18 protein-coding genes are annotated in these 24,588 nt (G+C 47.3%); 13 read left to right on the top strand and 5 right to left on the bottom strand.

What is annotated here, in order from left to right:
- Positions 1-114: 114 nt before the first annotated feature.
- From MHI14_RS26320 to MHI14_RS26305, 4 genes are all read left to right on the top strand, one after another.
- Positions 115-846, top strand: coding sequence for a hypothetical protein (locus MHI14_RS26320; RefSeq protein ID WP_341131764.1), 732 nt, complete (start codon positions 115-117; stop codon positions 844-846).
- 12 nt (positions 847-858) lie between these two features.
- Entirely contained in the window at positions 859-2,547 is a 1,689-nt protein-coding gene (locus MHI14_RS26315) for a vWA domain-containing protein (protein ID WP_341131600.1), read from the top strand.
- Positions 2,548-2,567: 20 nt separating this feature from the next.
- Positions 2,568-3,707, top strand: coding sequence for a toxic anion resistance protein (locus MHI14_RS26310; protein ID WP_341131599.1), 1,140 nt, complete (start codon positions 2,568-2,570; stop codon positions 3,705-3,707).
- A gap of 277 nt (positions 3,708-3,984) precedes the next feature.
- Complete coding sequence (locus MHI14_RS26305; protein WP_289391242.1) at positions 3,985-4,749, top strand: SH3 domain-containing protein; 765 nt, start codon at positions 3,985-3,987, stop codon at positions 4,747-4,749.
- Positions 4,750-4,998: 249 nt separating this feature from the next.
- Here MHI14_RS26305 and MHI14_RS26300 read toward each other — a convergent pair whose 3' ends face one another.
- The gene (locus MHI14_RS26300) at positions 4,999-5,598 is read right to left on the bottom strand and encodes a TetR/AcrR family transcriptional regulator (RefSeq protein ID WP_341131598.1); all 600 of its coding nucleotides are present in this window, start codon (positions 5,596-5,598) and stop codon (positions 4,999-5,001) included.
- 192 nt (positions 5,599-5,790) lie between these two features.
- On the opposite strand from MHI14_RS26300, the gene MHI14_RS26295 reads away from it, so the two are divergent.
- Positions 5,791-6,549, top strand: a complete 759-nt coding sequence (locus MHI14_RS26295) for an SDR family oxidoreductase (RefSeq protein WP_341131597.1) — start codon at positions 5,791-5,793, stop codon at positions 6,547-6,549.
- Positions 6,550-6,719: 170 nt separating this feature from the next.
- Here the strand turns inward: MHI14_RS26295 and MHI14_RS26290 are convergent, their stop codons facing one another.
- Positions 6,720-7,754, bottom strand: a complete 1,035-nt coding sequence (locus MHI14_RS26290; protein WP_341131596.1) for a LacI family DNA-binding transcriptional regulator — start codon at positions 7,752-7,754, stop codon at positions 6,720-6,722.
- Between the two features lie 445 nt (positions 7,755-8,199).
- Between MHI14_RS26290 and MHI14_RS26285 the strand changes: the two genes are divergently transcribed.
- The 4 genes from MHI14_RS26285 to MHI14_RS26270 all read left to right on the top strand — a co-directional run bounded on the left by MHI14_RS26285 (position 8,200) and on the right by MHI14_RS26270 (position 13,203).
- Entirely contained in the window at positions 8,200-9,486 is a 1,287-nt protein-coding gene (locus MHI14_RS26285; protein ID WP_289391245.1) for a sugar ABC transporter substrate-binding protein, read from the top strand.
- A 43-nt stretch (positions 9,487-9,529) separates the two neighbouring features.
- Complete coding sequence (locus MHI14_RS26280; protein ID WP_249911751.1) at positions 9,530-10,885, top strand: sugar ABC transporter permease; 1,356 nt, start codon at positions 9,530-9,532, stop codon at positions 10,883-10,885.
- Positions 10,882-11,718 (top strand): sugar ABC transporter permease, encoded by an 837-nt coding sequence (locus MHI14_RS26275; RefSeq protein ID WP_017690474.1) that lies wholly within the window; start codon positions 10,882-10,884, stop codon positions 11,716-11,718. Before MHI14_RS26280 ends, MHI14_RS26275 begins: the two co-directional genes overlap by 4 nt.
- A gap of 198 nt (positions 11,719-11,916) precedes the next feature.
- Positions 11,917-13,203 carry an MFS transporter gene (locus MHI14_RS26270; protein ID WP_341131595.1) on the top strand — a complete coding sequence of 429 codons (1,287 nt, stop codon included), beginning with the start codon at positions 11,917-11,919 and terminating at the stop codon, positions 13,201-13,203.
- A 157-nt stretch (positions 13,204-13,360) separates the two neighbouring features.
- Here the strand turns inward: MHI14_RS26270 and MHI14_RS26265 are convergent, their stop codons facing one another.
- Entirely contained in the window at positions 13,361-15,517 is a 2,157-nt protein-coding gene (locus MHI14_RS26265) for an alpha-amylase family glycosyl hydrolase (RefSeq protein WP_341131594.1), read from the bottom strand.
- A 451-nt stretch (positions 15,518-15,968) separates the two neighbouring features.
- On the opposite strand from MHI14_RS26265, the gene MHI14_RS26260 reads away from it, so the two are divergent.
- The 3 genes from MHI14_RS26260 to MHI14_RS26250 are packed head-to-tail and all read left to right on the top strand — an operon-like array spanning position 15,969 to position 20,136.
- On the top strand, positions 15,969-17,348 hold the full coding sequence (locus MHI14_RS26260) for an alpha/beta hydrolase (RefSeq protein WP_341131593.1): 1,380 nt from the start codon (positions 15,969-15,971) through the stop codon (positions 17,346-17,348).
- Complete coding sequence (locus MHI14_RS26255) at positions 17,345-18,763, top strand: hypothetical protein (RefSeq protein WP_341131592.1); 1,419 nt, start codon at positions 17,345-17,347, stop codon at positions 18,761-18,763. Before MHI14_RS26260 ends, MHI14_RS26255 begins: the two co-directional genes overlap by 4 nt.
- A complete protein-coding gene (locus MHI14_RS26250; protein WP_341131591.1) occupies positions 18,757-20,136 on the top strand; it encodes an ANL family adenylate-forming protein in 1,380 nt (459 codons plus the stop codon). Before MHI14_RS26255 ends, MHI14_RS26250 begins: the two co-directional genes overlap by 7 nt.
- A 355-nt stretch (positions 20,137-20,491) precedes the next feature.
- Here MHI14_RS26250 and MHI14_RS26245 read toward each other — a convergent pair whose 3' ends face one another.
- On the bottom strand, positions 20,492-22,264 hold the full coding sequence (locus MHI14_RS26245; protein ID WP_341131590.1) for an alpha-glycosidase: 1,773 nt from the start codon (positions 22,262-22,264) through the stop codon (positions 20,492-20,494).
- Positions 22,265-22,486: 222 nt separating this feature from the next.
- Positions 22,487-23,068, bottom strand: a complete 582-nt coding sequence (locus tag MHI14_RS26240) for a hypothetical protein (RefSeq protein ID WP_133386510.1) — start codon at positions 23,066-23,068, stop codon at positions 22,487-22,489.
- A gap of 425 nt (positions 23,069-23,493) precedes the next feature.
- Here MHI14_RS26240 and MHI14_RS26235 point away from each other — a divergent pair, with 425 nt between their 5' ends.
- Positions 23,494-24,507, top strand: a complete 1,014-nt coding sequence (locus tag MHI14_RS26235; RefSeq protein ID WP_341131589.1) for an ABC transporter substrate-binding protein — start codon at positions 23,494-23,496, stop codon at positions 24,505-24,507.
- Positions 24,508-24,588: the final 81 nt, after the last annotated feature.

Genomic DNA, 24,588 nt, shown 5'->3' with positions numbered 1-24,588 from the left:
CCAATCATATCCACCTGAGAGCGTTAACATCATGTACAATAAGAATAAGTTGAACAGGAAAATTACGACATGAAGCACCAATATATAACATGAAAGGAGGTCGGATGATTGAACATGATCAAGTACATAAAATTGTTGGGATTAATCCTCAGTATTGTGGCTGTGAATGTTCTGGCATTCTCACCCGGCTTTATCGGACTGAATTTCGGGGAGGGTGCATTCACAACTGCGTTATCCGTTACCCTGTTGTTCGGCAGTGCAATGGCACTCTTGTATGGGAGTTACACCTTGCTGTTCAGACAGCCGGTAGTCCTGCCCGTGAAGCATATCGAAACACATGAAGATTATGTGGAAGCCTTATCTTTTTATAGACGCATCAAAGTCCTCGAAGAAGATATTACGCTGGGGCTGTCCCAACTTAGTCGAATGAAAAAGAAAAAAGAAACCCTCCTGAATGTGCTTCATCAACGGTTTGATCCCAGGGAACTGAGCTACAAGAAATTTGCTTCGGTCACAATGGAAGTGGAGAAGTTGTTATACCTGAACATTCGGAGTGTGCTGAACCGGTTGAATGTATTCGATGAAGCTGACTATGCCAACATGATGAAATCCAAATCCTCCACACTTCCCCAGAAACTTTTTCAGGAAAAAAACAAGGTATACAACGATTATCTGTCTTATGTGAAGAATGCACTCCACACCAATGAGGAGATTTTGCTCAAGCTGGATCAGTTGTTACTGGAGATTTCACGCCTCGACAGCTTTGAGGCGGGAGATATTGAACAGATGCCTTGTATGCAGGAGATTGATCAGTTAATCAAGCACACCAAATTATACAGACAGTGAGGGGTTGCTCGTATGGCGAAGAAAGGTAAGTTTTTTTTCATATCGATTGTAATGCTGGTACTCGTATTTGGTCTGGTCTATGCAGGGATTACACTGACGTCGAATTTTGGCAAGTCAACCACACAGGTGAGCACAGAGAATGCAGGTAAGGAACTGGGGAAACTGTACGCGGACATTGCGCCAGCGACGGCGGAACCGGTCAAAGGACAGATTGATCTCGACCCGGTCGATGTGGCAGAATCACTGCCGGATATCTCCAAATTTGCGATTGCCGTAGAGAATACAACGAATGATTACGTCGAAATCTTCTCTTCCACAGAGAAGTCAGGCAGCGGGGTAGACGGCTGGTTAACCGAAGTGGGCGAGGAGTTCAACAAAGCAAATATCACCGTTGGTGGGAAACAAGTATCGGTCAAAATCCGCAACATTGCTTCCGGAACGGCTACCGATTATATCAAGTCGGGCAAGTATATGCCGGATGCATTCACACCTTCCAATGAACTGTGGGGCGAGATGGTTGAGGCCAGTGGAGTGAAGACAGAGATGGTATCCAAGCGATTGGTCGGGAATGTTCCTGGTATTGTCATTTCCAAAGCCAAATATGACGCACTGGTTGATACGTACGGCTCCGTTAATGTAAAAACCGTAACCGAAGCGATTGCCAACAATGAACTCGCGATGGGATATACCGATCCATTTGCCAGCTCCACAGGACTAAACTTTCTGGTGACTGCACTGAATACGTATGATAGCGCCAATCCGCTGGGAGAGAAGGCTATTGAGGGATTTGAGAAATTCCAGACGAATGTACCGTTTACGGCCTCAACAACCATTCAGATGCGGGAAGCTGCCAAGTCAGGCAGACTGGATGCCTTTGTACTCGAATACCAGACGTATGTAAATACCGCAGATCTGAAGAGTGGATACGTTTTTACACCATTTGGCGTGAGACATGACAGCCCGCTGTATGCACTAGGTCAACTGCCGCAGAACAAACAGGAGATTATCCAGAAGTTTGCGGAATTCGTAACCCAGGCGAAGTACCAACAATCGGCGGAAAAGTTCGGTTTCAACGGGCTGCAGGATTACAAATCCGAACTGGCCACTGTGGATGGCGGCACGTTGCTGTCCGCGCAGAAAGTATGGAAAGAGAAGAAGAATGGCAGTAAACCTATTGCTGCCGTGTTCGTGACAGACGTGTCTGGAAGCATGGACGGCGAACCGCTTAACCGACTGAAGGAGTCCCTGCGCAAAGGGCAGAAGTACCTGGGCACAGACAACAGTATTGGCCTGGTTTCTTACTCCAGCGGCGTAACCGTGAATCTGCCGATTGCCAAGTATGATACGAACCAACAGTCCATGTTTGTTGGAACAGTTGATAGTCTACAAGCTGGCGGTGGTACAGCGACCTTTGATGGAATCGTGGTGGCAATGAAGATGCTGGAAGATTATATGGCTGCTAATCCGAACGTGAAGCCGTTGATTTTTGTCCTGAGTGATGGCGAGACCAACGAAGGTCATACCCTCAAGGATATCCGGGATCTGGTCGAGACGTACAAAGTGCCAATCTATACGATTGGGTACAACGCGGACATCAAGGCTTTGGAGAGTATCTCCAGCATTAACGAAGCAGCAAGCATCAATGCCGATACCGACGATGTCGTGTACAAGATTGGTAACCTGTTTAACGTACAGATGTAAATTTAAAGGGGGAACTGTAGATGTCATTTTCAATGGAAATACCAAGCCAGAAGGAAATTCAGAAGGTGATCGAAGAAGAGGTGAAACCTGTGCCCGCCGAGGTTGCGGAGCTTCAACAAGTGGCAAATGCCAACGTAGAGATGATCATGACACTGGATCTCGAATCCTTGGAGAAGCGCAAAGAGATTTTGCAATCCATAGACGGCTTTGGCATGAACACGATGAGATCCTCTTCTGAGAAAAACGCCTTGCTTCAAGTCTCCGTTGGACATCTGTCCAAGACGGGAGACGAGGGCGGTCAGGTCGCCAAAGGCTTGACCGAGCTGCATATGCAATTGAAGGATCTCGACCCGAGCGTGGTCGACTTTGCCAAGACCGGTTTCCTCGGGAAATTATTCAATCCGCTTCGCGCCTATTTCCTGAAATACCAGAAGGCTGACGCAGTCATCGCTGACATCGTAACCTCTTTGGATAAAGGCAGATCCACCCTGCGTAACGATAATACAACCCTGGAGATTGAACAGCAGAACCTGCGGGAACTTACCAAACGACTGCAAAAGGAAATTCAGCTTGGCGTGCTCATGGATGAGTCCATCGACGCGCAGATTGAAGCCGCCAAGGTTCGGAATGAAGACCCCGAGAAAGTCCGCTTTATTACGGAAGAAGTATTATTCCCGCTTCGTCAACGGGTGATGGATCTACAGCAGATGTTAGTGGTGAATCAGCAGGGCATCATGGCGATTGAAGTGGTGATTCGCAACAACAAGGAACTGATTCGAGGGGTAGACCGTGCGAAGAATGTAACGATCTCGGCATTGAAAATTGCCGTTACTGTCGCAAGTGCTTTGTATAATCAGAAGATTGTATTGCAGAAAATTGAATTGCTGAACCAGACAACCAACGATCTGATCGCCGGAACATCCAAGATGCTCAAGGATCAGGGCATTGCCATCCAGAAGCAGGCATATGAAGCCAGCATCTCCGTGGATACGATGAAACAGGCGTTTACCGATGTGTTGTCAGCACTCGATTCAATTAGTCTTTATAAACAGGAAGCTCTGCCAAAAATGCGCGAGACGATTAACCAGTTCCGTGAACTTGCGGATACCGGAGAGCAGCAGATTCAACGGTTGGAGAAAGGGCAGAAGCTGGGGCTGTAATGAGCAGATTAAGCCCAAGGACATAATCTGTCGGAAAAGACTCCCACGGAGTCTTTTTTGATATAAGCTTTGCTTAATTCATGGCATTGCTCCCGGGTACTGAAAATTCGACGAACAGAATCATTCCGATCTCCCTTTTGCTGATGGGGAGCTGCTTAGTGTTTTAATCCAACCATTGATGGAATCTCCATATACAATTATAGCCAATTGAATTAAAATTAAAGAGGTTTGTAGTCGGGGAGTTGGACTAACTATATACAGGAAATAGAGGGATACGATGAAGGGTCAGAAGGTTTTTGCCATACTGCTGGGGGCGTCTGTTGTATTGAGCGGTTGTGGCGGGATTGAGATTACCATTAAGGAAGAAGGGAAGAGCCAAGAATTACAGGAGACAACCAAACCAGTTGTACAGTCAGATGTAGTTCAAGGCGGAGAGCAGGTAGAGCTAGCGGTTGACTCGAAGAGTGAAGCTCAAACGGAAGTTAACAAGGTTCAAGAAGATACGGCTCAGGGAATAGCAGTAGAGAAGCCTAAGGAAGAAGCTAGCTACGCTGTGGCTGAGACGTCAGCAGAACAAAGTATTGATTATCTGAAGCCAACGTCTTCAGAAATAAATCTGCGCGTTGCACCTAGTATCAATGCAAGATCAGTAGGTATCCTATACCAAGACGATGAAGCTGTATATTTGCACCGCAAAAATTTTGACCCCTCGGACGGTCGTACCTGGTATCAGGTAAGTATTTCGGATGGAAGCATCGGATGGGTGAGCAGTAAAGTGGTGAAGCAATCGGATGGTCGTTATTACGAAGGAAATGCGTATTCCACATCTAAAGCGCAGTTCGTGACCGTATCGGTGGCCCATGCCAATATGCGAGATATACCTTCGATCAACGGATCTGCTGTTGCCGTTGTGGACAAAGGAGATCAATTGGAACACTGGGGCGGTTCCGTTTATGATCCATCGGATGGTCGTACGTGGTACGAAGTATGGACAAGTAGTGGGAAGTACGGATGGATTAGTGGCAAAGTAATCACTTGGTAGACGGGAGACTAGGATTTTTATATACCAACTTTAAAAGAGATACATATTAGCATTTTGCTATATTTACAAATTCTAAACGGACCAGAGCCTGAGGAGCACCAGCTTCTTTATTGAATTTACTCACTAGGATATGAGAAATACGTATATGGAAGATACATCCGCGAACTTACGGTTGAATGCAGGGTAACCTGCCGATTCAACCGTTCTTTTTATTTTGACAATATGGATCAAAGGCTAAGAAGGAGACTTTTATACAGGGGGACGCTTTAAAGTGTTGTCAGGCTTGTAATGGATGATCTTGAACAATTCCTCGGCCATGTAGGTGGGGCTGTGCTTGAAATCCTGTCTGATCCACTCCATGATCATGCCAAATATCGCATGAGATTGGTAGCTTGCCAATATTTCATGGTTGATGTGCGGAGGGAAGATGTGGTTCAGATCCTGTAAGGCCAGATCCCGAAGAACATCACAGATCATGCGCTGGAAGTTGGAGGAAGCCTCAGATTTCACAACCAGTGTGTAGAATTGTGCGTGTTGGTGCACATGCTCAAATATAGTGATCGCTGAAGAGGGCATCAGATTGACTTCGAACTCTTCCTCATCCTGATAAGGTTTACGAAAAGAAGTTACCAGATCCTGAATCACATCATCGATAATTTCGTTGAACAGGTCTTCTTTGTACTGATAATGTCTGTAGAAAGTTCCCCGATTCAGGTCGGCTCGCTGCACAATATCCGTAATCGATATTTCTTTAAAGGGATGTTTCTGCATCAGATGGATGAGTGCATCCTTCAGTGCAGCTTTTGATTTTTTAATTCTTCGGTCCATTGAATTCAGAGTTTCAGACATCTATTTTCCTCCTCGCGAGTTCACTTTATTAATTAAAGTACATTCGGGCTTATTAGTGTTGTTTAACGTACAACTGGACAAGCTTTTACTGATTGAAGTGAAACGCTATGACTTATTATACTAAGGAGAGGAGTTAATGAACAATTGTTTGTTAACTTATTGTAAACGAATACACAAAGGAGGATACATGGAATGAAACTTCAAGATAAAGTTGCAGTTGTTACAGGTGCTGGTTCAGGTATGGGGAAAGCAATTGCCACGTTGTATGCTCAAGAAGGCGCGAAAGTCGTCGTATCGGATATTAACGAAGAATCCGCACAAGCGGTAGTTAATGATATTAAGGCCCAGGGCGGAGAAGCGATTGTCGTTCTGGCCAATGTAGCCAAAGAAGAAGATGTGCAAAATCTGATCGATACAACGGTGAGCACATACGGTACAGTAGATATTCTGGTTAACAATGCGGGAATTATGGATGGCATGGAGCCGGCAGCAGATGTAACGGATGAGAAGTGGGAGAGATTGTTTGCTGTGAACACAACCAGTGTGATGCGGACAACGCGTAAAGTATTGCCGATCTTCCTGGAAAAACAAAAAGGTGTTATCGTGAACATTGCTTCAGCGGGTGGATTGCATGGTGGACGTGCAGGCGCAGCCTATACAGCTTCCAAACATGCGGTCGTAGGATTCACCAAAAATACAGGATACATGTATGCTGAGCAAGGCATTCGCTGTAATGCGATCGCTCCAGGAGCCGTAGCAACCAACATCAGCGCATCTATGGCTGGCATTAGCCATTTCGGTGCAGGGCGGCAACAGCTGGGCATGGCAATCAACCCACGCATCGGGACGAGCGAAGAGATCGCCAAAGTGGCCCTGTTCCTCGGATCTGACGAGTCCAGCTTCGTGAACGGAACTGTCGTTACAGCTGATGCAGGCTGGAGCTCTTATTAATCCATTCAAGTGCAGTCGAGCATGGAGTACGGAAATAGTGTGTGAATTAAGGAAGCCGCATGAGTATATGCGGCTTCTTTTTTTTGCACCTATGCACCTACGTACGGTGGATAACAGCATATTCCGTGTAGGACAAACGTTTGCATTACTACACGGATGCCCGAAATGAATCAATCTGAGGGTGGCTTTGGCTTGGAAAAGAGTGAGGATTCACGCACGATTAGACGATGGGGGATAATGACCGGATTATGAAGCTGTGGTTCCCCACTAAGAATTTTTAACAATACCTGAACGGCTGTATAACCAAGCTGATAAGTCCCGATGTCGATAGAGCTTAGGGGTGGAGAAGCCAGTTCCGATAATGCAATATTGTTAAAACTGACCACACTGATATCTTCAGGTACCAGATAATGAAGCTCGGCAAGAGCTCTCAATACCCCAAAGGCCACATTGTCATCGATGACAACAATTGCGGTGGGTCTGTCCGGCAAGGACATGAACAGCGACATCGCTCTGAATCCACTTTCCTGCAGAAATTCGCCTTCCACAATCCAATCACTATCCGCATCCAGCCCGGCTTGGGCAAGCGCTTTTTGGTATCCTAACATACGATCATGCGATAACGTAATGTCCGGAGGACCGCTGACAAATCCGATTCGCGTATGTCCCTGAGCGATTAGATGATGAGTAGCATCATAAGCAGTCTGCACATTATCGTTATCCACCATGGGGGCATTTGGATGAGCTTCACTGCGACCGATTAACACAAAAGGAAACTTTTCCGCTTCCAAAAATGAAATGATGGGATCGTCTCGCTTGGACCCAAGCAGCAGAATGCCATCCACTCTACGGCCATGCACAAGGCGGGATATCGCATGCAGTTCATTGTCTGATGATGATTCAGTTGTTAGCAGCAATTCATAATTCATACGGGTGGCATGTGTAATAATACCTCGCAGCAGTTCCCCGAAAAAGTAATTCTGAAACAACTCTTCTGCAGGACGCGGAAGCATAATCCCAAGGGTATGTGTTGTTTTGGAAACCAGGCTCTTCGCGATGATGTTGGGATGGTAGTTCAATTCTTTCATGATTTGCTTCACTTTGAGAGATGTCTTGGTGCTGATTCTGGGATGGTTGGAAATCACCCGTGACACTGTAGAAGGGGAAACACCCGCCAATTTGGCAATATCCTTGATCGTAATCATGTAAAAAATCCCTTCTGAACAATCGTATAAATATTCTCCTATGGTAATCCAAAGGATACGAGAAATCAATTGCTAACTGCCGAGCAAGGGATACACGTGAAGTAAATTTAAGGAAGAAAGAGTCAGAACAAGGAAACAGGAAATTACTGTAGGTAGAAGAAAGAAAATGGTTAAAATTGAACGAATATGGCTTGTGCAAACGTTTGTGCAAATAAAGTTCCTTATTGTATGATGTGATTGTTATTATAGCGCTTACATCGTTGGATTTACATACTTCTTGACTTTTTTACCCCTAAATATTGAACGGAGAGGTCATCTTGTCTTCCATTTGAGCAAACGTTTGTACAAATGGGAATATGGGATGCAAAACCTGACAACATACGCAGACAAAAGGGTGAAAAGCGCGAACTTTGTTGGACCAAGCAGAGGGAAGGGGACATTTTACATGAGAAAATGGCAAGGGGCAACATTGTCCGTCATGATGGCTTTTACACTGGCTGCGTGCGGGGCTGGAGGCGGAAGTCCATCTCCAACTACGGCAGGTGAGAATCCGGAGGAAGTTGTAGAGCTGACATCCGAGAACCTTCAACCGGAAGAAGGGGCGACCCTGGTGATCTGGGAGGATAAAAATCAAAGCAGCTTTATTGAGCAAAGGGTCAAAAAATTCGAAGAAAAATATGGGGTAACGGTCAAAATGGAGGAATTACCTCCAACCGATCAGGTAACCAAGCTGACGACGGATGGCCCAGCGGGTCTGGCGGCAGATGTGGTTGTTTTCCCGCATGATAAGATTGGTAGCGCTTCAGAAGCGGGACTTATTCTGCCCAATGACATATTCGAAGCAGAGACCGTAGAGAACACCAGCGACAACGCGCTGAAGGCAGTGACGTTCAAGGATATCCTGTACGGCTATCCGTACAGCGTTGAGACCTACGCTCTTTTTTACAACAAAACATTGTATCCAGAAGCTCCGAAAAACTTCGATGAGATTATCAGTTTCGCCAAGACGTTCAATAATGTGAAGTCCAATCAGTATGCGCTGATGTGGGAATTGCAGCAATTTTACTATAACTATGCGTTCCTGGCTTCACAGGGCGGTTATATTTTTGGAGATAACGGGATGGATAGCACGGATCTCGGTCTGAATAACGAAGGAGCCCAGAAGGGTGGACAGTTCTTGCAGACGCTGAAGTCGGAAGTACTGCCGCTTAAGATGGGTGACGTGAACTATGATATCAAAAAAGGATTATTCTCCAGCGGAAAACTCGCTATGGACATTAATGGTCCGTGGACCATTGCTGATTATCGCAATGCAGGTATCGACTTCGGCGTTGCTCCGCTTCCAGCAATCGATGGCAAACCGATGACCTCCTTCTCAGGTGTTAAAGCCTATTATGTGAATGCATTTACGCAATACCCGAATGCGTCGAAGCTCTTGGCAGCGTTCCTTTCCAATGAAGAAGCTCAGATGGAGAACTTTGACCTGAACGGTACACTTCCTGCGAACAAAAACGTAGCTGCTGATCCGAAGCTGCAAGAGGACCCAATCAATAAGGCATTCCTGGAACAGTTCAACAACTCGACACCGATGCCTTCGCTTCCTGCCATGGACAGCGTATGGGGACCGATCACTTCGGCCATTACGGATATATGGGATACCGATAAGGACGTGAAGGCGTCACTGGACAATGCAGTGAAACAGATCCAGGAGAGCCTTGCAACCGTCCAATAAGGACGAACGACCAGGTTAGCAATAGGCGGGGAGGAGAGAGCGAATGCAACAGCAGCATGTCCCGGTGCCCGTTGGACCGAACAGGGAAAGGCAGCACCGGATGACAGCGGCTATATGTTCCATCATACTGCAAGGTCTTGGACAGCTGTACAATCGACAGTGGATTAAGGGAATTTGTCTACTGTTACTGGAGGGAGCAGGGCTTGCGTACCTGCTTCCTCGCCTGTCACAGGCCGTATGGGGCATATGGACACTGGGGGAAAATACACAGCGTTTTGTCAAAGTGAATGGGTCCACTGTACTTCAAAGGGGAGACCATTCCATCTTTTTGCTGCTTGATGGCATTATCGTACTACTGGTGTTTCTTGTGTTTATTCTGATCTACATCCTGAATATTCGGGATGCGTACGTCACGGGACTTGCGAGGGAGGAAGGCAAGCAGACCCTGGGCGCAGCGGCTTCGCTTCGGAACATGATGGACAAAAACTTTCCGTATCTGTTTCTGTCCATTCCGGCACTGGGGATACTCTTCTTCACCGTTATGCCCATCCTGTTTACAATCACGATTGCGTTTACCAACTATTCGGCCCCGGATCATATTCCGCCAGCCAAACTCGTGGACTGGGTAGGCTTCAAGACGTTCAGCGATTTGATCCAGCTGAAATCCTGGAGCCAGACATTCTACGGCGTTCTAACCTGGACGGTCATCTGGGCCATCCTGGCTACAGTCACCACCTATTTTGGTGGCGTGCTTGTGGCACTGTTGATTGAACAGCGGGGCATACGCTTCAAGAAGCTGTGGCGGACGATTTTTATTCTGCCTTATGCCATCCCGCAGATCATCTCCTTGCTGCTCATGCGTAATCTGTTCAATGGTCAGTTTGGTCCGATCAATACGTACATGAGAGCATTTGGGCTGGAGGGATTACCCTGGCTGACAGATCCGTTCTGGGCTAAGGTTACCGTCATTGTTGTCAACATGTGGATCGGTATTCCGGTCAGTATGGTGCTGATTCTGGGTGTATTAACAGCCATCCCTCGTGACCTCTATGAGGCTGCCGAAGTGGACGGAGCATCTGCGTTTCAGAAGTTCAGGATCATTACGATGCCGTTCATTCTTTTTGCCACAACTCCGGTACTCATCATGCAGTTCGCCGGAAACTTCAACAACTTCAATGTCATCTTCCTGCTGACCAACGGAAATCCACTGCGGGGAGACTACCAGTACGCAGGGGCAACGGACCTGCTGGTGACCTGGCTCTACAAGCTCACACTCGACAATAACAAGTTCAATATGGCTTCAGCGGTAGGGATTATCATCTTCCTTATAATCGCTTCATTCTCTATCTGGAACTTCCGCCGATCCAAATCATTCAAGGAGGAGGACATGATTCAATGAAGACACGTAATAATCCGCTGCGTTTGGCCCTGAGTTATGTGCTGTTGTTGATCATCGCCGTTGTCTCCATCTACCCCGTACTCTGGATCTTTCTCTCTTCCTTGAGACCCGGCGCGGCATTGTTCAGTGAACGGTTGTGGCCGGAAGCTTTCACGCTGACCCATTACGGTGAGCTGTTCAATAACCCGTCCTTTATGTACGGCAGATGGTATATGAATACGCTGAAAATTGCCTTTTTCACGATGATCTTCTCCACATTGATGGTGACACTTGGGATGTATGCCTTGTCCCGCTTCCGCTTCCGTGGACGTAAAACGATTCTCTCCACCATGCTGATCCTCGGCATGTTCCCAAGCTTTATGAGCATGATTGCAATCTATATCATTTTGCTGCAAATTAAATTGCTCGACACCCACGCTGCGCTTATTCTGGTTTATTCTTCAGGGGCGGTACTGGGTGGATTTATCGTCAAAGGTTTCTTTGATACGATTCCCCGCAGTCTGGATGAAGCGGCCCGCATGGATGGTGCGAGTCACCTGCGGGTATTCACCAGCATCATCCTGCCTTTATCCAAGCCGATGTTGACTTATGTGGCACTAACCAGTTTCACCGGTGCGTGGATGGATTTTATCTTCGCCCGGCTGGTGCTGCGGACGAAAGAGAACTGGACGCTTGCGGTGGGCATGTGGGATCTGGTCAACCGGTATCAGGACAGTAACTTTACGATGTTTGCTGCGGGGGCGGTACTGATTGCTATCCCAATTACCCTGCTGTTTGTTTTCCTGCAACGATTCCTTGTTCAAGGGCTGACGGCAGGAGCTTCGAAAGGGTAAACGCAGACTCAGCAAGAAACATTATAGGTCTAGAGACAATATCATCAGCTAAGCTAACGACGGCATGATTAGTCTCGATAGCGTAACACTCACTTAACTCAGGCACTTCCGTATTGTCATGTCTTTATCGACTGGCAATGCTGCGGAAGTGCCTGGTTCTGTATGGGCTCGAATCATGATTAGGGAGGAACGTGATGTATGGGCATGAACCCGTCCAGTGAGCCCGAGATTATGGGATACCAAGATGGACAAGCTGCATTGTATAATACTAAAGCTCCGCCAACACTTTGGCGTAATGTTACCTTTCGAAGGGTTTTGTACGGCTACGGCATCTCGGTCTTCGGGGATTGCTTCAATGGGATTGCGATCAGTCTGTGGGTGTTACAGACCACAGGCAGTGCGAAGAGCATGGCGGCCGTACAGATCTGCAATATGGCCGTCAGTTTTTTATTTGGATCGGTGGCAGGTACGGTCGCAGATCGATTGGATCGCAGGAAGCTGATGTTGGCGTCTGATGTATTTCGCGGTGTGATGGCTGTGCTGATTTCGATTAGCTTATTCGGTTGGCATGCGCCGTTCCCGGTGGTGCTGTTGTTGCTCTCACTGTCCATGTTTTCAAGTTTGTTTCAGGCACCTGCATTCCACGCCTCTGTAGCAAGTATGGTAGGCAGGGAGCATATTCAACAAGCAACCGGAACCATTCATATGGTGGATAATCTTGCCCGAATCAGCGGACTAGCCGCAGCGGGCGTTGCTGTTGCTGCATTTGGCGGATTCGTCGCCATATTAATTACAGGGGCAACTTTCCTGTTGTCCGCAGTCTGTGTGCTGGTGGCAGGCCGCTTTCCTGAGGTACAGCGATCCATTAATCAGCAGACCACGTTTGCTCAGGAATGGCGCAGTTCGTTTGGCTACATCTATCGGAATCGTCTGATTCGATCCATCGTATTGCTCAATCCGGTGCTGATTTTGTTTTTCATGTCAGCCATGATGCTGGTCCAAGTGATGGCGGTCAAGGTATGGGAGGCGAATCCGGTACAGTTTGGATTAATTGAAACCTGTATTCCACTTGGATATATGATTGGCTCTGCAATGCTGATTGCTTCGGGAAAACGATTGAAGCGAAGAGGGAGATGGGTATTTATCGGTCTGATTGTGTTGGGACCGATATATATTTTTTTATCGAACGTATCCTCGCCAATCATGGCACTGCCGTTAATCGTGGGCGGAGGTGCGATGTTTGCCTGCTGTACGATGCTCACTCAGATTATGCTGAGGACAGCCGTTCCGGACGAGCTGCAAGGAAGGGTCTATGGTGTGGTTGGAACAATCACCAGTACAGCGCCTATTCTGGGATTGACGGTTGTCTCCGTATTGGCAGATCAGTGGGGGGCAGCTTCTGTTCTGCAAGGTGTGGGCATATTGCTGCTGGCAACAGGTATTCTGGCCGCTACAACACTGAAGTCGATCCGAACCTATCAATGACATTCTATGATACATCAAAATGATATGAATTGAACCCACACGTACAAATTTAACAGAGAGAGGATAGAAGCAATCTAAGCAACCTCGCTAGGTACAGCAAAACCCGGAGCATACGCTGCGTTAGCGTAACTCCGGGTTAGCTTGTGGACTGAATATTCTATTGCCAGTTTACATTGACTGTGGCTGTACCGCTGGTTGGTGTGGTGAACGTGTGGTTTGAACCACCTTCCCACGTAATGGTTGCACCATTTTTCTTGAAGAATTTGAACTCCAGTTGTTTCCCGGCTGGCACGCTCACATCATAGTACCAAGTTGGGTAGGCGTGGATGACCTGATTGAATGCAGGTCCAATAGCTGTTGTGCCCGTACTCCAGTTGCCCAGTTCTGCTACGTTACCCGTCAGATAGATGTTCTGACCCAGTGTGGTGGACGCATTGTTAATGACGAATCGTACAGTGACCTGATCACCCGTAAGGATGGTGAAGTTGTTATACGCATTGCTGTTGACGCCATTCGCAGCTACTTTTACAGCATAATTGCCTGCTGCAACCGCTGGGATCGTCACTTTGATCTGTGTATCTTCCCAGGATGTGATCGCAGCACCGGTAACGGCTGTTGTACCGAAGTATACGGTACCTTTGGTGGAGCCAAATCCACGTCCACTAATGGTAACGACATTACCCGGTTTGCCCATCACCGGACCTACATGTCCGATCGTTGGTGTTGTTTCGCTTGTTGTATACTGCCATACCGCGGTTGCTCCGGCTGCCAGTGTGAAGGAAGAGACGTTGCCATTGGTGGAAGTGATGTTATTACCGTTCAGTACGCCGCCCAGTACATCGGTGTAGTTGCCTGTTGGCAGTGAAGTGCTTAGATTTGCAATGCTTGCTGGTGTGGAGAGATTACGGTTCACCGCAACAACAGCTACACTTTTGCCGAATTTGCGTTCATAGACATACACATCATTATTGATCCAGCGTTGCTGAGTGGAGCCATAGGCGATTGCTGGATTGGATTTGCGCAGAGGGGCCAACTTGCTGATCACATTGAAGGCCGTTGTCGTTTTGGAGAAAGAAGGCATTTTGGCCCGATTGTCAGGGTCCCCGTTACCTGTCAGATACTGCTCGGTGCCATAATAGATGGCAGGTACGCCGCGTGAAGTCAGGGTGAAGGCCAGCGCTTGTTCCAGACGACGATTGTTCACGGCACTTGTTTTGAACCGATCCATATCATGGTTGTCGATGAACGTGACTTGGTCATTCACCTGATTGTAATCTGCGGCTGTGCCTGTAATCATCGAATCGAGGGCATACATGTTGGATGTGTTATCCCGGAAGACATCGCGCACAGCAGAGTTAAAGCGGAAATCAAGCAGGCTCATCCCGGATTCGTTGGCAAATTCCGTGTTATCCGCATCGGATGCAGCAGATCCCAAGAACCATTCACCAAAGGTGAATACAGGTTTATGTGCATAGATGGAGGACATCCAGCTCTTTTGCCAGCCGAGAGGCATATGTTTCACCGCATCAACGCGAATACCATCCACGCCCATATCAAGCCATAGCTTGATTGCATCTTTGAAATATTGATCAATGGTACTGTTATTGTGATTCAGGTCAGCGAGGTCATAGAGGTTTTTGTAGATACCATTCTCCAGGGAGGAAAAATCGGAGCCGCCGTTGTGATGGAAATATCCATTTGTATCATTGGTGTATCCGCCAACAAGATTACCATTATCGTACAACTTGCCATTCTCAGCAAAGGAGGTATCGGTCTCCATGGCAGGAGATGTGTGGTTTGGGGCAAAGTCAATGACGATCTTGATGCCTTTGGCATGAGCGGTTGTAATCAGATTTTGAAAATCAGTCATCGTTCCGAAATACGGATTGGTCTTCTTGAAATCACGTGCCCAGTAGCCATGATACGCTGTGTTGATCACGCCGCCGTAGTTGATTGTGGCGAAGATATTTTCGACTGGTTGGGAGATCCACAGTGCCGTAACGCCCAGATCGCTAAAATAGTTATCGTTGATTTTGTTGATCAGACCCTGCCAGTCGCCTCCGCAATACAACTTCAGGTTACTACAAGTGGCATCGTAGGCAGCTCCGGTAGGATTGTTGGAAGGATTGCCGTCCAGGAAGCGATCTGTAAAGATCTGATAGATGACGTCTGTACTAAAGTTCTGCTTGTTGGTAACCGCGGTATCCGCATCGGCATAGATCGCTGAAGCAGGCAGATAGGGAAGTGCGCCCCCTGCAAGTAAACTGAGTGTCAGTGTTGTGCTGAGGAGTAAGCGTTTGGCCATTTGAAACATAGTAATCCACCCTTCTCGTGAATGTAGTAGTTTAGATAAACAACCAACCTGGCTCTTGAATAATAGCGCTTTCAATACAACGGAGTGTTACGCAGTGGATTGAAGACTTCCCTCCTTTTGACACGCTAACAACCCCGGCATCTCCTTCGGGAGTTACCGGGGTTGTCCTAAACCGCTCAGGTTTAAAAGCATGGCCCTCGAGTTATGATCACAACGTTATCGTAAGAAATATTGGATCTTATGTCAATAACTTTTTTGGGAGCATTTATTTTCTATTTTTATGTTTACAAAAGCACGTCCGGGGATTTAAACTATTCGCAGATTCACAATATAAGGGCTATGTATCCCCGGACAATTACGTGTGTTCTGGGACAACCCCGTCTCTTCTGAGGCGGGGTTATTTGTTTGTATTATGCAGTCAAATCGGGAGAAGAGAGGCGGTTGATGATCGTTGAGTACCCATTCTGCCATTGAATGTTTGGAAGGCATTCAGGCGTCACGGCTGGGCAATATCCGCAACATTTATGTGTACCTCCCGCCTGGTTATCATGAGCAGACAGCCCGGCAATACCCGGTTCTGTACGTTCATGCAGGGCAGCGGGCTTTTGGTCCATCCGGGCCAGGCAATGAAACATGGAATATGGACCAGGCAGCAGACGGTCTTATTTCCTCCGGGCAGATTGAATCCCTGATTATTGTCGGCATTACGCATGTCCGTCCAGTCACACACAACGAATTCTATCACTTCATCGCTCCGGAGAGAGAGGCCGTGAGTGTGGGTTGCTCAGGCATCGCCTATGAGCATTTCATCATTCATGAACTCAAGCCGATCATTGATCATCGTTATCGGACGCTGCCGGACAAGTCGAATACCGGGCTGTTGGGTTCATCTGCCGCAGCGCTTTGTACATTGCACATGGGGATGCGAAATCCGGATGTTTTCGGAAAACTGATCATGATGTCGCCATTCTATGTGGATGTGCAGCTGGACGACACATCGGAAAGTGGACTGTTGGAAGAGAACATGTATCGCTTGCCAGAAGAGGTACCCGACGTTCGAATGTGGATGGATATTGGAGATACGGAAGGTCTGTTTCTGCCTTCCCAGGTCAGAAGGGTAGCTCATCAATTACTTGAACGCGGAGTAGGATCGGATGAGGAATTGGCATTTCTGGAACAGCAGGATGCCTGTCATCAGGAAGGTGACTGGGGAGCACGCGTTCATCTCCCGTTACTATACATGTTCGGCCACGTGGGTAAGCCCTCTTCGCTCAAACTGCTTGGAAGGGATGCCATCGGACTACAGGGTGGAATGACCGTGTGTATCAATGCGCAAATACACTACGAGAGCGGATTGGTTCAGAGTCTGCTGCATGGCAATTATACTTCAAGTGACCCGGGTGTCATCCAGGTTCGTTCGAGTGGAGAGCTGGTGCCTGTTGGTATTGGGAGTGCATCCATCACGCTAACTTTGGGGGAACTGTCTACTACACGCATCTACACGGTTGTTCCTGAATTGTCCACTCATGTGGAGGTCTGCATTCATGCGGAGGTAACCTCAGAGGAAGAGCCGGAGGAAACGATATATGGTGGCATGGGCATGAAGCTTGTCCGTTCCGGTAAAGGTCGATATGAAGGTTGTTACCGAGTCCCGCGTGATAGTGGTTTTTCCTTCCGATTTACTCGCGGTTTCCGTCGTTTCGAGACCGATGTGGATGGCAAAACTATTGCAAATCGGGTATTTCGAGCGACAGATGATATGTCTGTGCATTACCTAATCCAATCCTGGGGCAGTACGTCAGCCAAAACGGGAACAGGAGGCCCAAAATGATCATTCCTTCATTCGCTCCAGTGCTGGACATTCCCTATTATTATCCCTGCAATTTTCCTCTGATTCATGAAGTGCTCCATAGACAAGGATCCATCACAAGTCTTGCACTGCTGGCGGCAAGTCGGTTGTACAGCCTTCCTTCGTGCGGGGATAACGGACTGGTGAAGCCTTATTTTCACAAACTGGATTATGTAGAGCCGATCTGGGAGATGTATGGTCAGCGGCAGCTGGGCAGCTTCGAGGAAGGCAAGGCGGAGATCAGGCAGCATATCGGCGAAGGTGGGCTTTTTTTGGCTACAGGAACCAGTTATCATCTGCCTTACTGTGAGGATTATCAGAATCCCGAGTACATTCGCAAACACGTGAAGCAAGGCTCCCGACTGCATCTGGTAGATCATTGGATTGCCGTATATGGCTTGGAAGATGAGCATGTTCACGTCTACGATCCCGTGCCCTCCAAGTATAAGGGAAAGGTTACTCAAGCAGCCTTTCATGATTTCTGGAAAGGGAACCAAAGCATACCCGAGCTTGCTCAGGCCAAGCGCAAAGAAGAACTCCGAACGTATGGAACCATGGACATTCGGGCGACTGTAAAGCTTGACTCTGCCGGGTACCGAGACATGTTGACTCAGGCGTTAACAACGCAGATTGAAGAGTTTCTAACAGGCCGGACGATTACACAAGGAGAGCGGAATTATCATTTTGGACATGCGGTATCGCTGCAATTGTTACATGCACTGCATGTGGCGAATGAAGGGGAGCAGGCCAATGAAATGCTGATATCCAGTCTGCTGTTTGATATGCGATGGAGCCGGTATTTTCTTCGAGATCTTCTTCAGGAGTCTGCCTTATGGCTCGGTTCTCCACTTGATCAATATGCAAGAGAATTCAGCGACATCATTGCACGGTGGGAGAAGGCATACAATATGTTGCAGGTCAGCCGGATGAAGAACCGTGAGCACTGGAAAGTACAGCTAACAGGTGTCATTAAAATGTTGGTCACGGATGAATGGCACTGGTATGAATCACTTCGACAGTCCATACCTCGGGCAGATTGCTTTCAACGTCAGACCGTGCCAAGGATTGGACAACGACACAGGGAGGCTTTGCTTCGTATCGTGCTGGATAGTTGCCGGGAGTTAAATGCATACCATAATACATCGATTCCGCTTGGTGAGGGTGGTAACGCTCCGCTATATGGACGAAATGGGCAACTGGATTCGCTGGAACTCGTGTCCTTGCTTGCAGTGGTAGAGCAGGGAATCGAAGATCGATGGGGGACGGGGATGGGAGCCGCACTGGCGGAGATGGCTGCTGCTTCTATGCCGGAAAGCCCGTATCAGACCGTGGGTTCACTTGTTGATTATCTCGCACAGCAATGGGCGCCTGCCGGTGAGGAGGATGCAAGATGTTGAACCAATTCTTGCTTGAACGATTCGCGGAACAGGGACAGCAACCTGCACTGATCTGGAAGGATCGGGAGTACAGCTACAGTTGGCTGCTGGAACAGGTTGACATCATGAGTGAGTGGATTACAGCAGAAGGGCTGACTGGGCAACTTGTAACGCTGGAGGAAGACTATTCCCCATATGCGGCGGCAGCATTGGTTGCTTTGCTCGGACAAGGGTGTATCGTGCTTCCCATGGATCGGTACCTGGTCGAAGCCAAACGACAGGAATACATCGAACTGGCACAGGTGAAATGGCGTTTGGGCGTTGAAGAAGGCAAGTTGTGCATTCGGCAAACATGTGAATTATCTGGAGAGGTTCCCGTGTTGTTATCCTCGCTGGCACAGGAGGGCGTAGGGGGACTAGTACTCTTTTCATCCGGATCAACCGGAGTGAGTAAAGCGACTGTGCATCGTGCAGATCGGCTGTTACATCGTTTTCGGCGGCAGGTTCGGCCCTTGCGAACGATTCCATTTATGATGTTTGATCATATCGGCGGTGTGAATACAATGCTGCAATCCCTGTCCAGTGGGGGCTGTCTTTGTATCATTGCGGATCGATCTCCCGAAGAAGTGTGCCGAACGATTGAGAAGTTTCGTGTGCAGGCTCTTCCGGTCTCTCCAACATTCATGAATCTGTTGCTGCTGGGCAGAAATGATGAGGGGTATGATCTGTCGAGTCTCGAAGTTGTGTCATACGGATCGGAAGTGATGCCTGAATCCGTACTGGCAGCCTGGAACCGGAGATTTCCACAACTAAGGACGATACAAGCCTATGGCATGTCTGAACTTGGCATTCTGCCAACCCGCTCCAAAGAGCCAGGTTCTCTGCTGTTCTCCATTCAAGATGAAGAGGTCAAGTATCGGGTGGTGGAAGGAGAATTGCAGATTCATACAGCAACAGCGATGATCGGATATTTGAATGCACCATCACCTTTTACAGAGGACGGGTGGCTTCGTACAGGGGATGAAGCCGTGCTGGAGCAGGGGTACATTCGTATTCTGGGACGTCGTTCCGAGATCATTAATGTAGGTGGACGAAAAGTGTATCCTGCCGAGGTCGAGGGTGTTCTGGAAGAGATGGAATGTATTGAAGCGGCCGTAGTTTCGGGAGAACAGAGTGGTATCACCGGTCAGAGGGTGAAGGTGACTATCCGGCTGGCTGCGGAGTGTACTCTCACCGATCTGCGGCGGTCCATCTGGGAATATTGTCAGGACAAGCTGCCTTCATACAAGATTCCGCAGAAAATCGTAATTACACAGGAAGCTCTCGTAAGTTCAAGAATGAAGAAAATACGAAAACCGATGACTTCAATATCCTTCGCCTCAGCTGGGAAATAGGTCGCTGCCTCGAAGAGTTTCACCTCGCTTGAATGGCTATAGCTAACGAACCTCAAACATCCTATTGAGAGGATAATCAAGAAAAGTAAAACCTAACGAATCTCAGCAACGTTATTGCGTCGAAAACACGGCTTCTACTCTCGAAAATGGACTTATTGGACGAAATAAGGTCTCTCTGATTCGTTAGACATTTAGCCCGCGTATAATAAAGCAAATAACGTGTGCTGGGTTCGTTAGGGTATGACGTATGAGATGCACAAGACGTATAAGATACAGAAGAGGCTGTCCTTGGTCGTCAATATGACCAATGGGACAGCCTCTTTAAAGTTATTTTCCCTTGTTAGCCGTATTCATATCAGGCTTTCGCTGGTTGTTTGATCTCCATTTGCAGTAAGGAGAATCCGTATGCTTCCAGATCGAGGGTCAGTTTATTTTGCTGAGCTTCCACGGTGTTTGATGTGAACAGATTTCGCCAGATGTTACGATCTCCCAAGGGGAGTTCGAGGGTACACGGCTCATCACCAGCATTAAGAACAAGAAGCATACGCTCACCCGTATGCGAATCCAATCGTTCGATAGCAAGACAAGGGTCTCCGGCTTTTGCATATACAATCTTCAGTTCTGTGCTGCGCAGGGCAGGGTGCTGTTTGCGAAGGGCAATCGTTCGGGTGAAGAATTCCAGAAGCTCGCGATTCTGCTTGGTCTCATCCCACTCCATACACTTGCGGCAACCCGGATCATATCCTCCATCAAGTCCCACTTCGTCTCCATAATAGATACAGGGCACACCTGGATACGTAAGCAACAACGTAACGGCAAGTTTCATCTTGCGCTCGTCTCCATCACATAAGGTCAGCAGTCTGGGGGTATCATGACTTCCGAGCAGATTGAAGGCCGCTTCCGTTACAGGCTGTGAATAGGCTGCGAGCAGTTTTCCGATCTCATTGGCAAATCCGAGTCCGTCGAGCTTACCGTGCACCGTATAGTCCAATACCGAGTTGGTAAACGGATAATTCATCACGGCATCGAACTGGTCTCCCTGAAGCCACATTAGCGAATCATGCCAGATCTCACCAAGCAAATAGGCGTCAGGCTTGATGGCTTTTACCGTCTGACGGAATTCGCGCCAGAACTGATGATCCACCTCGTTGGCTACATCGAGCCTCCAGCCGTCAATGTCCATCTCCTCTATCCAGAAACGACCTACCTCTAGCAGGTATGCCTTCACTTCAGGGTGTTCCGTGTTCAGTTTCGGCATAAGCGGTTCAAAGGCAAAGGTGTCATAAGTCGGTATGCCATCCTCCACACGCGGCGGCCAGTCCTTGATATAGAACCAGTCTGCGTAGGGGGAAGAGGCTCCATTCTTCATGACATCGACAAAAGGAGGAAACTCTCTGCCGGAATGATTGAATACCGCATCCAGAACAACGCGTATGCCGCGCTGATGACAGGCATCCACAAACGCTTTGAACTGTTCATTGGTTCCAAAGTGAGGATCAACTTTCATATAATCGCCTGTATTGTATTTGTGATTCGTCGTGGCCTCAAACAGCGGACAGAAGTAGATGGCATTGATGCCAAGCTGGCTTATATGATCCAGATGATCAAGCACACCTTGGAGATCCCCACCGAAGAAGTTCACCGGTGTAGGTTCCCCTCCCCAGGGTTCAGCATTTTTGGGACTGATGGATGGATCGCCATTGGCATAACGTTCAGGGAAAATCTGATAAAACACAGCATCCTTAACCCAAGCAGGCGGCTCAAAAATGTCGACCGGGTTCATAAATGGAAAATCAAAGAATTCAAGTGGATGATCAGGCAGCGCCTGCTCGAACCCACGCTCCGTCATCCAGACCGATTCCTCTCCCTGAATCAGTTGGAAGCCATACCGTAATCTGCGATAGGGAGGTGAAGTCTCGGCTTCCCAATAATCGAACATTTCATCCCGGGCAAAGATGTGCATGGGAATGTGTGTAATCGTCCGATCCCAAGCATATTTGTCCCCGGTAATAGCGATCGCTGCATCCAAATCACCGCGTTTTGAACGAAGTCGCAAATGCATGGTCGAGCGGTCATAAGCATAAGACCAATTGAGTTTGGGGCGATGGTAAACGGCTTCAAGAATCATGTAAATCACTCCTCGTCAGATGATGAAATTCAGATAAAAGTGGCCATTAAACGCAAAAAAGGCACAACCTCAATTGTTCACGAGGTTGTACCTTTCGGCAGCATAGCCTTTTGATTATAGTGCTATTATACGAACTAACTCAGCAAAAGAAAACACTTTTTTTCCTTAAATTACAAATTGTTTTATTCGAAATGTAGGACGCATATCTGCAATTACTGTTTTTTATAAATCAAATCCAAGTTTATTGGCATATGCAGAGAAATCTTTGTGAAACTTCTCGATATTTTTCTTCCCGGCATCAATTTTGGCATTGGCTTGTTTCAGGACAGCACTGTTTACCGTTGTTTTGGAGACCGCTTTTTTAGCGAGTTGGAATCCTTCCAGCTGTGTATAGCTACCTTTAATCAGGTTAGCATGGATTTTTTGCAATTCTGTATTTTGCGGTTTAATCAGCTTCAGCTTGGAAACATATTTGGTGTAGTTAGGAATCGCTGTGTTGGTCAGTTTCAAGAAAACGGACTTGCGATTGGATGATGTAATGTAAAATCCACCTCCCAAAGCATTGAAGGCTTTCTCCTCATATACCGATGCCATATCCAACTGATCAAGGTAGCTCAGGAAATCTTCTTCTTCGACTGTAGGGATCGGTTCTTGTTCTGACGTGTCAACTTCTTCATAGTATTCGTCTTCCGAATATGTAGTGGTTGAGTCATCCGCAGCAGAGACGTAGGACCCTGCAGGTGCAAATACCCCGCCAAGCAAGACAAAACTCATAATGATTGATAGTACCCATGATTTCTTCACGTGTTAATATCCCCTATCTATAGATGTGATTATATTCCAATGGATAATCTAACATAGTACGACAAGAAATTACAGGAATTGTTTTACAGTAAATATCTTGGTTGAATGCATATGATTGAATAATGATCCACCAGCAAAAAGGGCATGTATTAGATGAAGCTAAAAGTAAGAAGAGAGATTTGTATATTTAGCAGGTGAGAAAAAAATTACATATATGGTTTATGTGTAGGCGTATTGTATCGATATGTATTGTATTGATTTAGTTAATATATCTTTATTTAATGTTGTTTTACGAAGTTACAGGGTTCGACAGGGAGTGAGAAGTTTTTCCAAATAAAATGCTTGTATATTGATTTCATCTCCATTACAATACAATTGATAATGAGATTCAATATCATTTAGATAAAAAAGGGGAGACGGATTTCATGTATAAAGTAAAGAAAAAGCTATACATTTATGCAGCACTTATTCTGATGATTTCACTACTTGCTGGCTGTGCTTCGAGTGGAAGTGCTGAGACAACGAATACATCCAGCCAAGCTGCAAGCAGCAATGAGAGCAATAATGAAAGTGATGCAAGTGCCAGTGCGACTGAAGATCAGACCCGAGTGATCAAACATGCTATGGGCGAAACCACAATCAAGGGAACTCCGCAAAAGATTGTTACACTGTTCCAAGGTGCTAATGATGTTGTCGTTGCACTTGGCGTGAAACCGACTGGCGTGGTTGAATCCTGGGTTCAGCAGCCAGTCTATGAATATCTGAGAGCAGATCTGGACGGAGTAACACAAGTGGGTCAGGAATCCCAGCCCAATCTGGAAGAGATCAACAAGTTGAAACCCGACTTGATTATTGCTACGAAGATCAGACATGAAGAGATCTATGAGCAATTGTCCCAGATCGCACCAACGGTAGTGACGGAGACCCTGTTTGACTGGAAAGAAACGGTGAAAACTGTTGGAGAAGCGATGAATATGGTTGAGCAATCGGATAAACTGTTGTCTGATTGGGATGGCCGTGTAGCAGATTTCAAAGAGAAAATGGGCGATCGTCTGCCAATTGAAGCAACCATCACGAACTTTAGAGCCGATCAGGTTCGTATTTTCTACATGGGATACGCAGGTAAGATTCTGAATGAACTTGGGTTCACCAGACCTGCCGGACATGACGCAGACACATGGGGAGTTGAATTGACTTCCAAAGAGAACATTCCGGACATGAATGCAGACATGATCTTTAACTTTAACTCAGGCACAGAAACAGATGCCATTCAGAAAAATTATGATGATTGGACCAGCAGTCCACTGTGGAAAAACCTTGATGCAGTCAAGAACAACCAACTGGTTCAGGTCGATGAAGTGGCCTGGAACATGGCAGGTGGATACACATCGGCCAACATGATGCTGGACGATCTATATAAGCAGTTCAACCTGAACTAACTAACAGGAGCAGGACCTGCCATGCACCAGGACATTCGTTAACGAAGTGTATGGGCAGGCAGGTCCTATTTCATTTTACAG

The sequence above is a fragment of the Paenibacillus sp. FSL K6-2393 genome, assembly GCF_038002545.1.
Classification (GTDB): Bacteria; Bacillota; Bacilli; order Paenibacillales; family Paenibacillaceae; genus Paenibacillus.
Note: the sequence above shows the minus strand (reverse complement) of the source record. Positions and strands in the feature narration are given on the sequence as shown.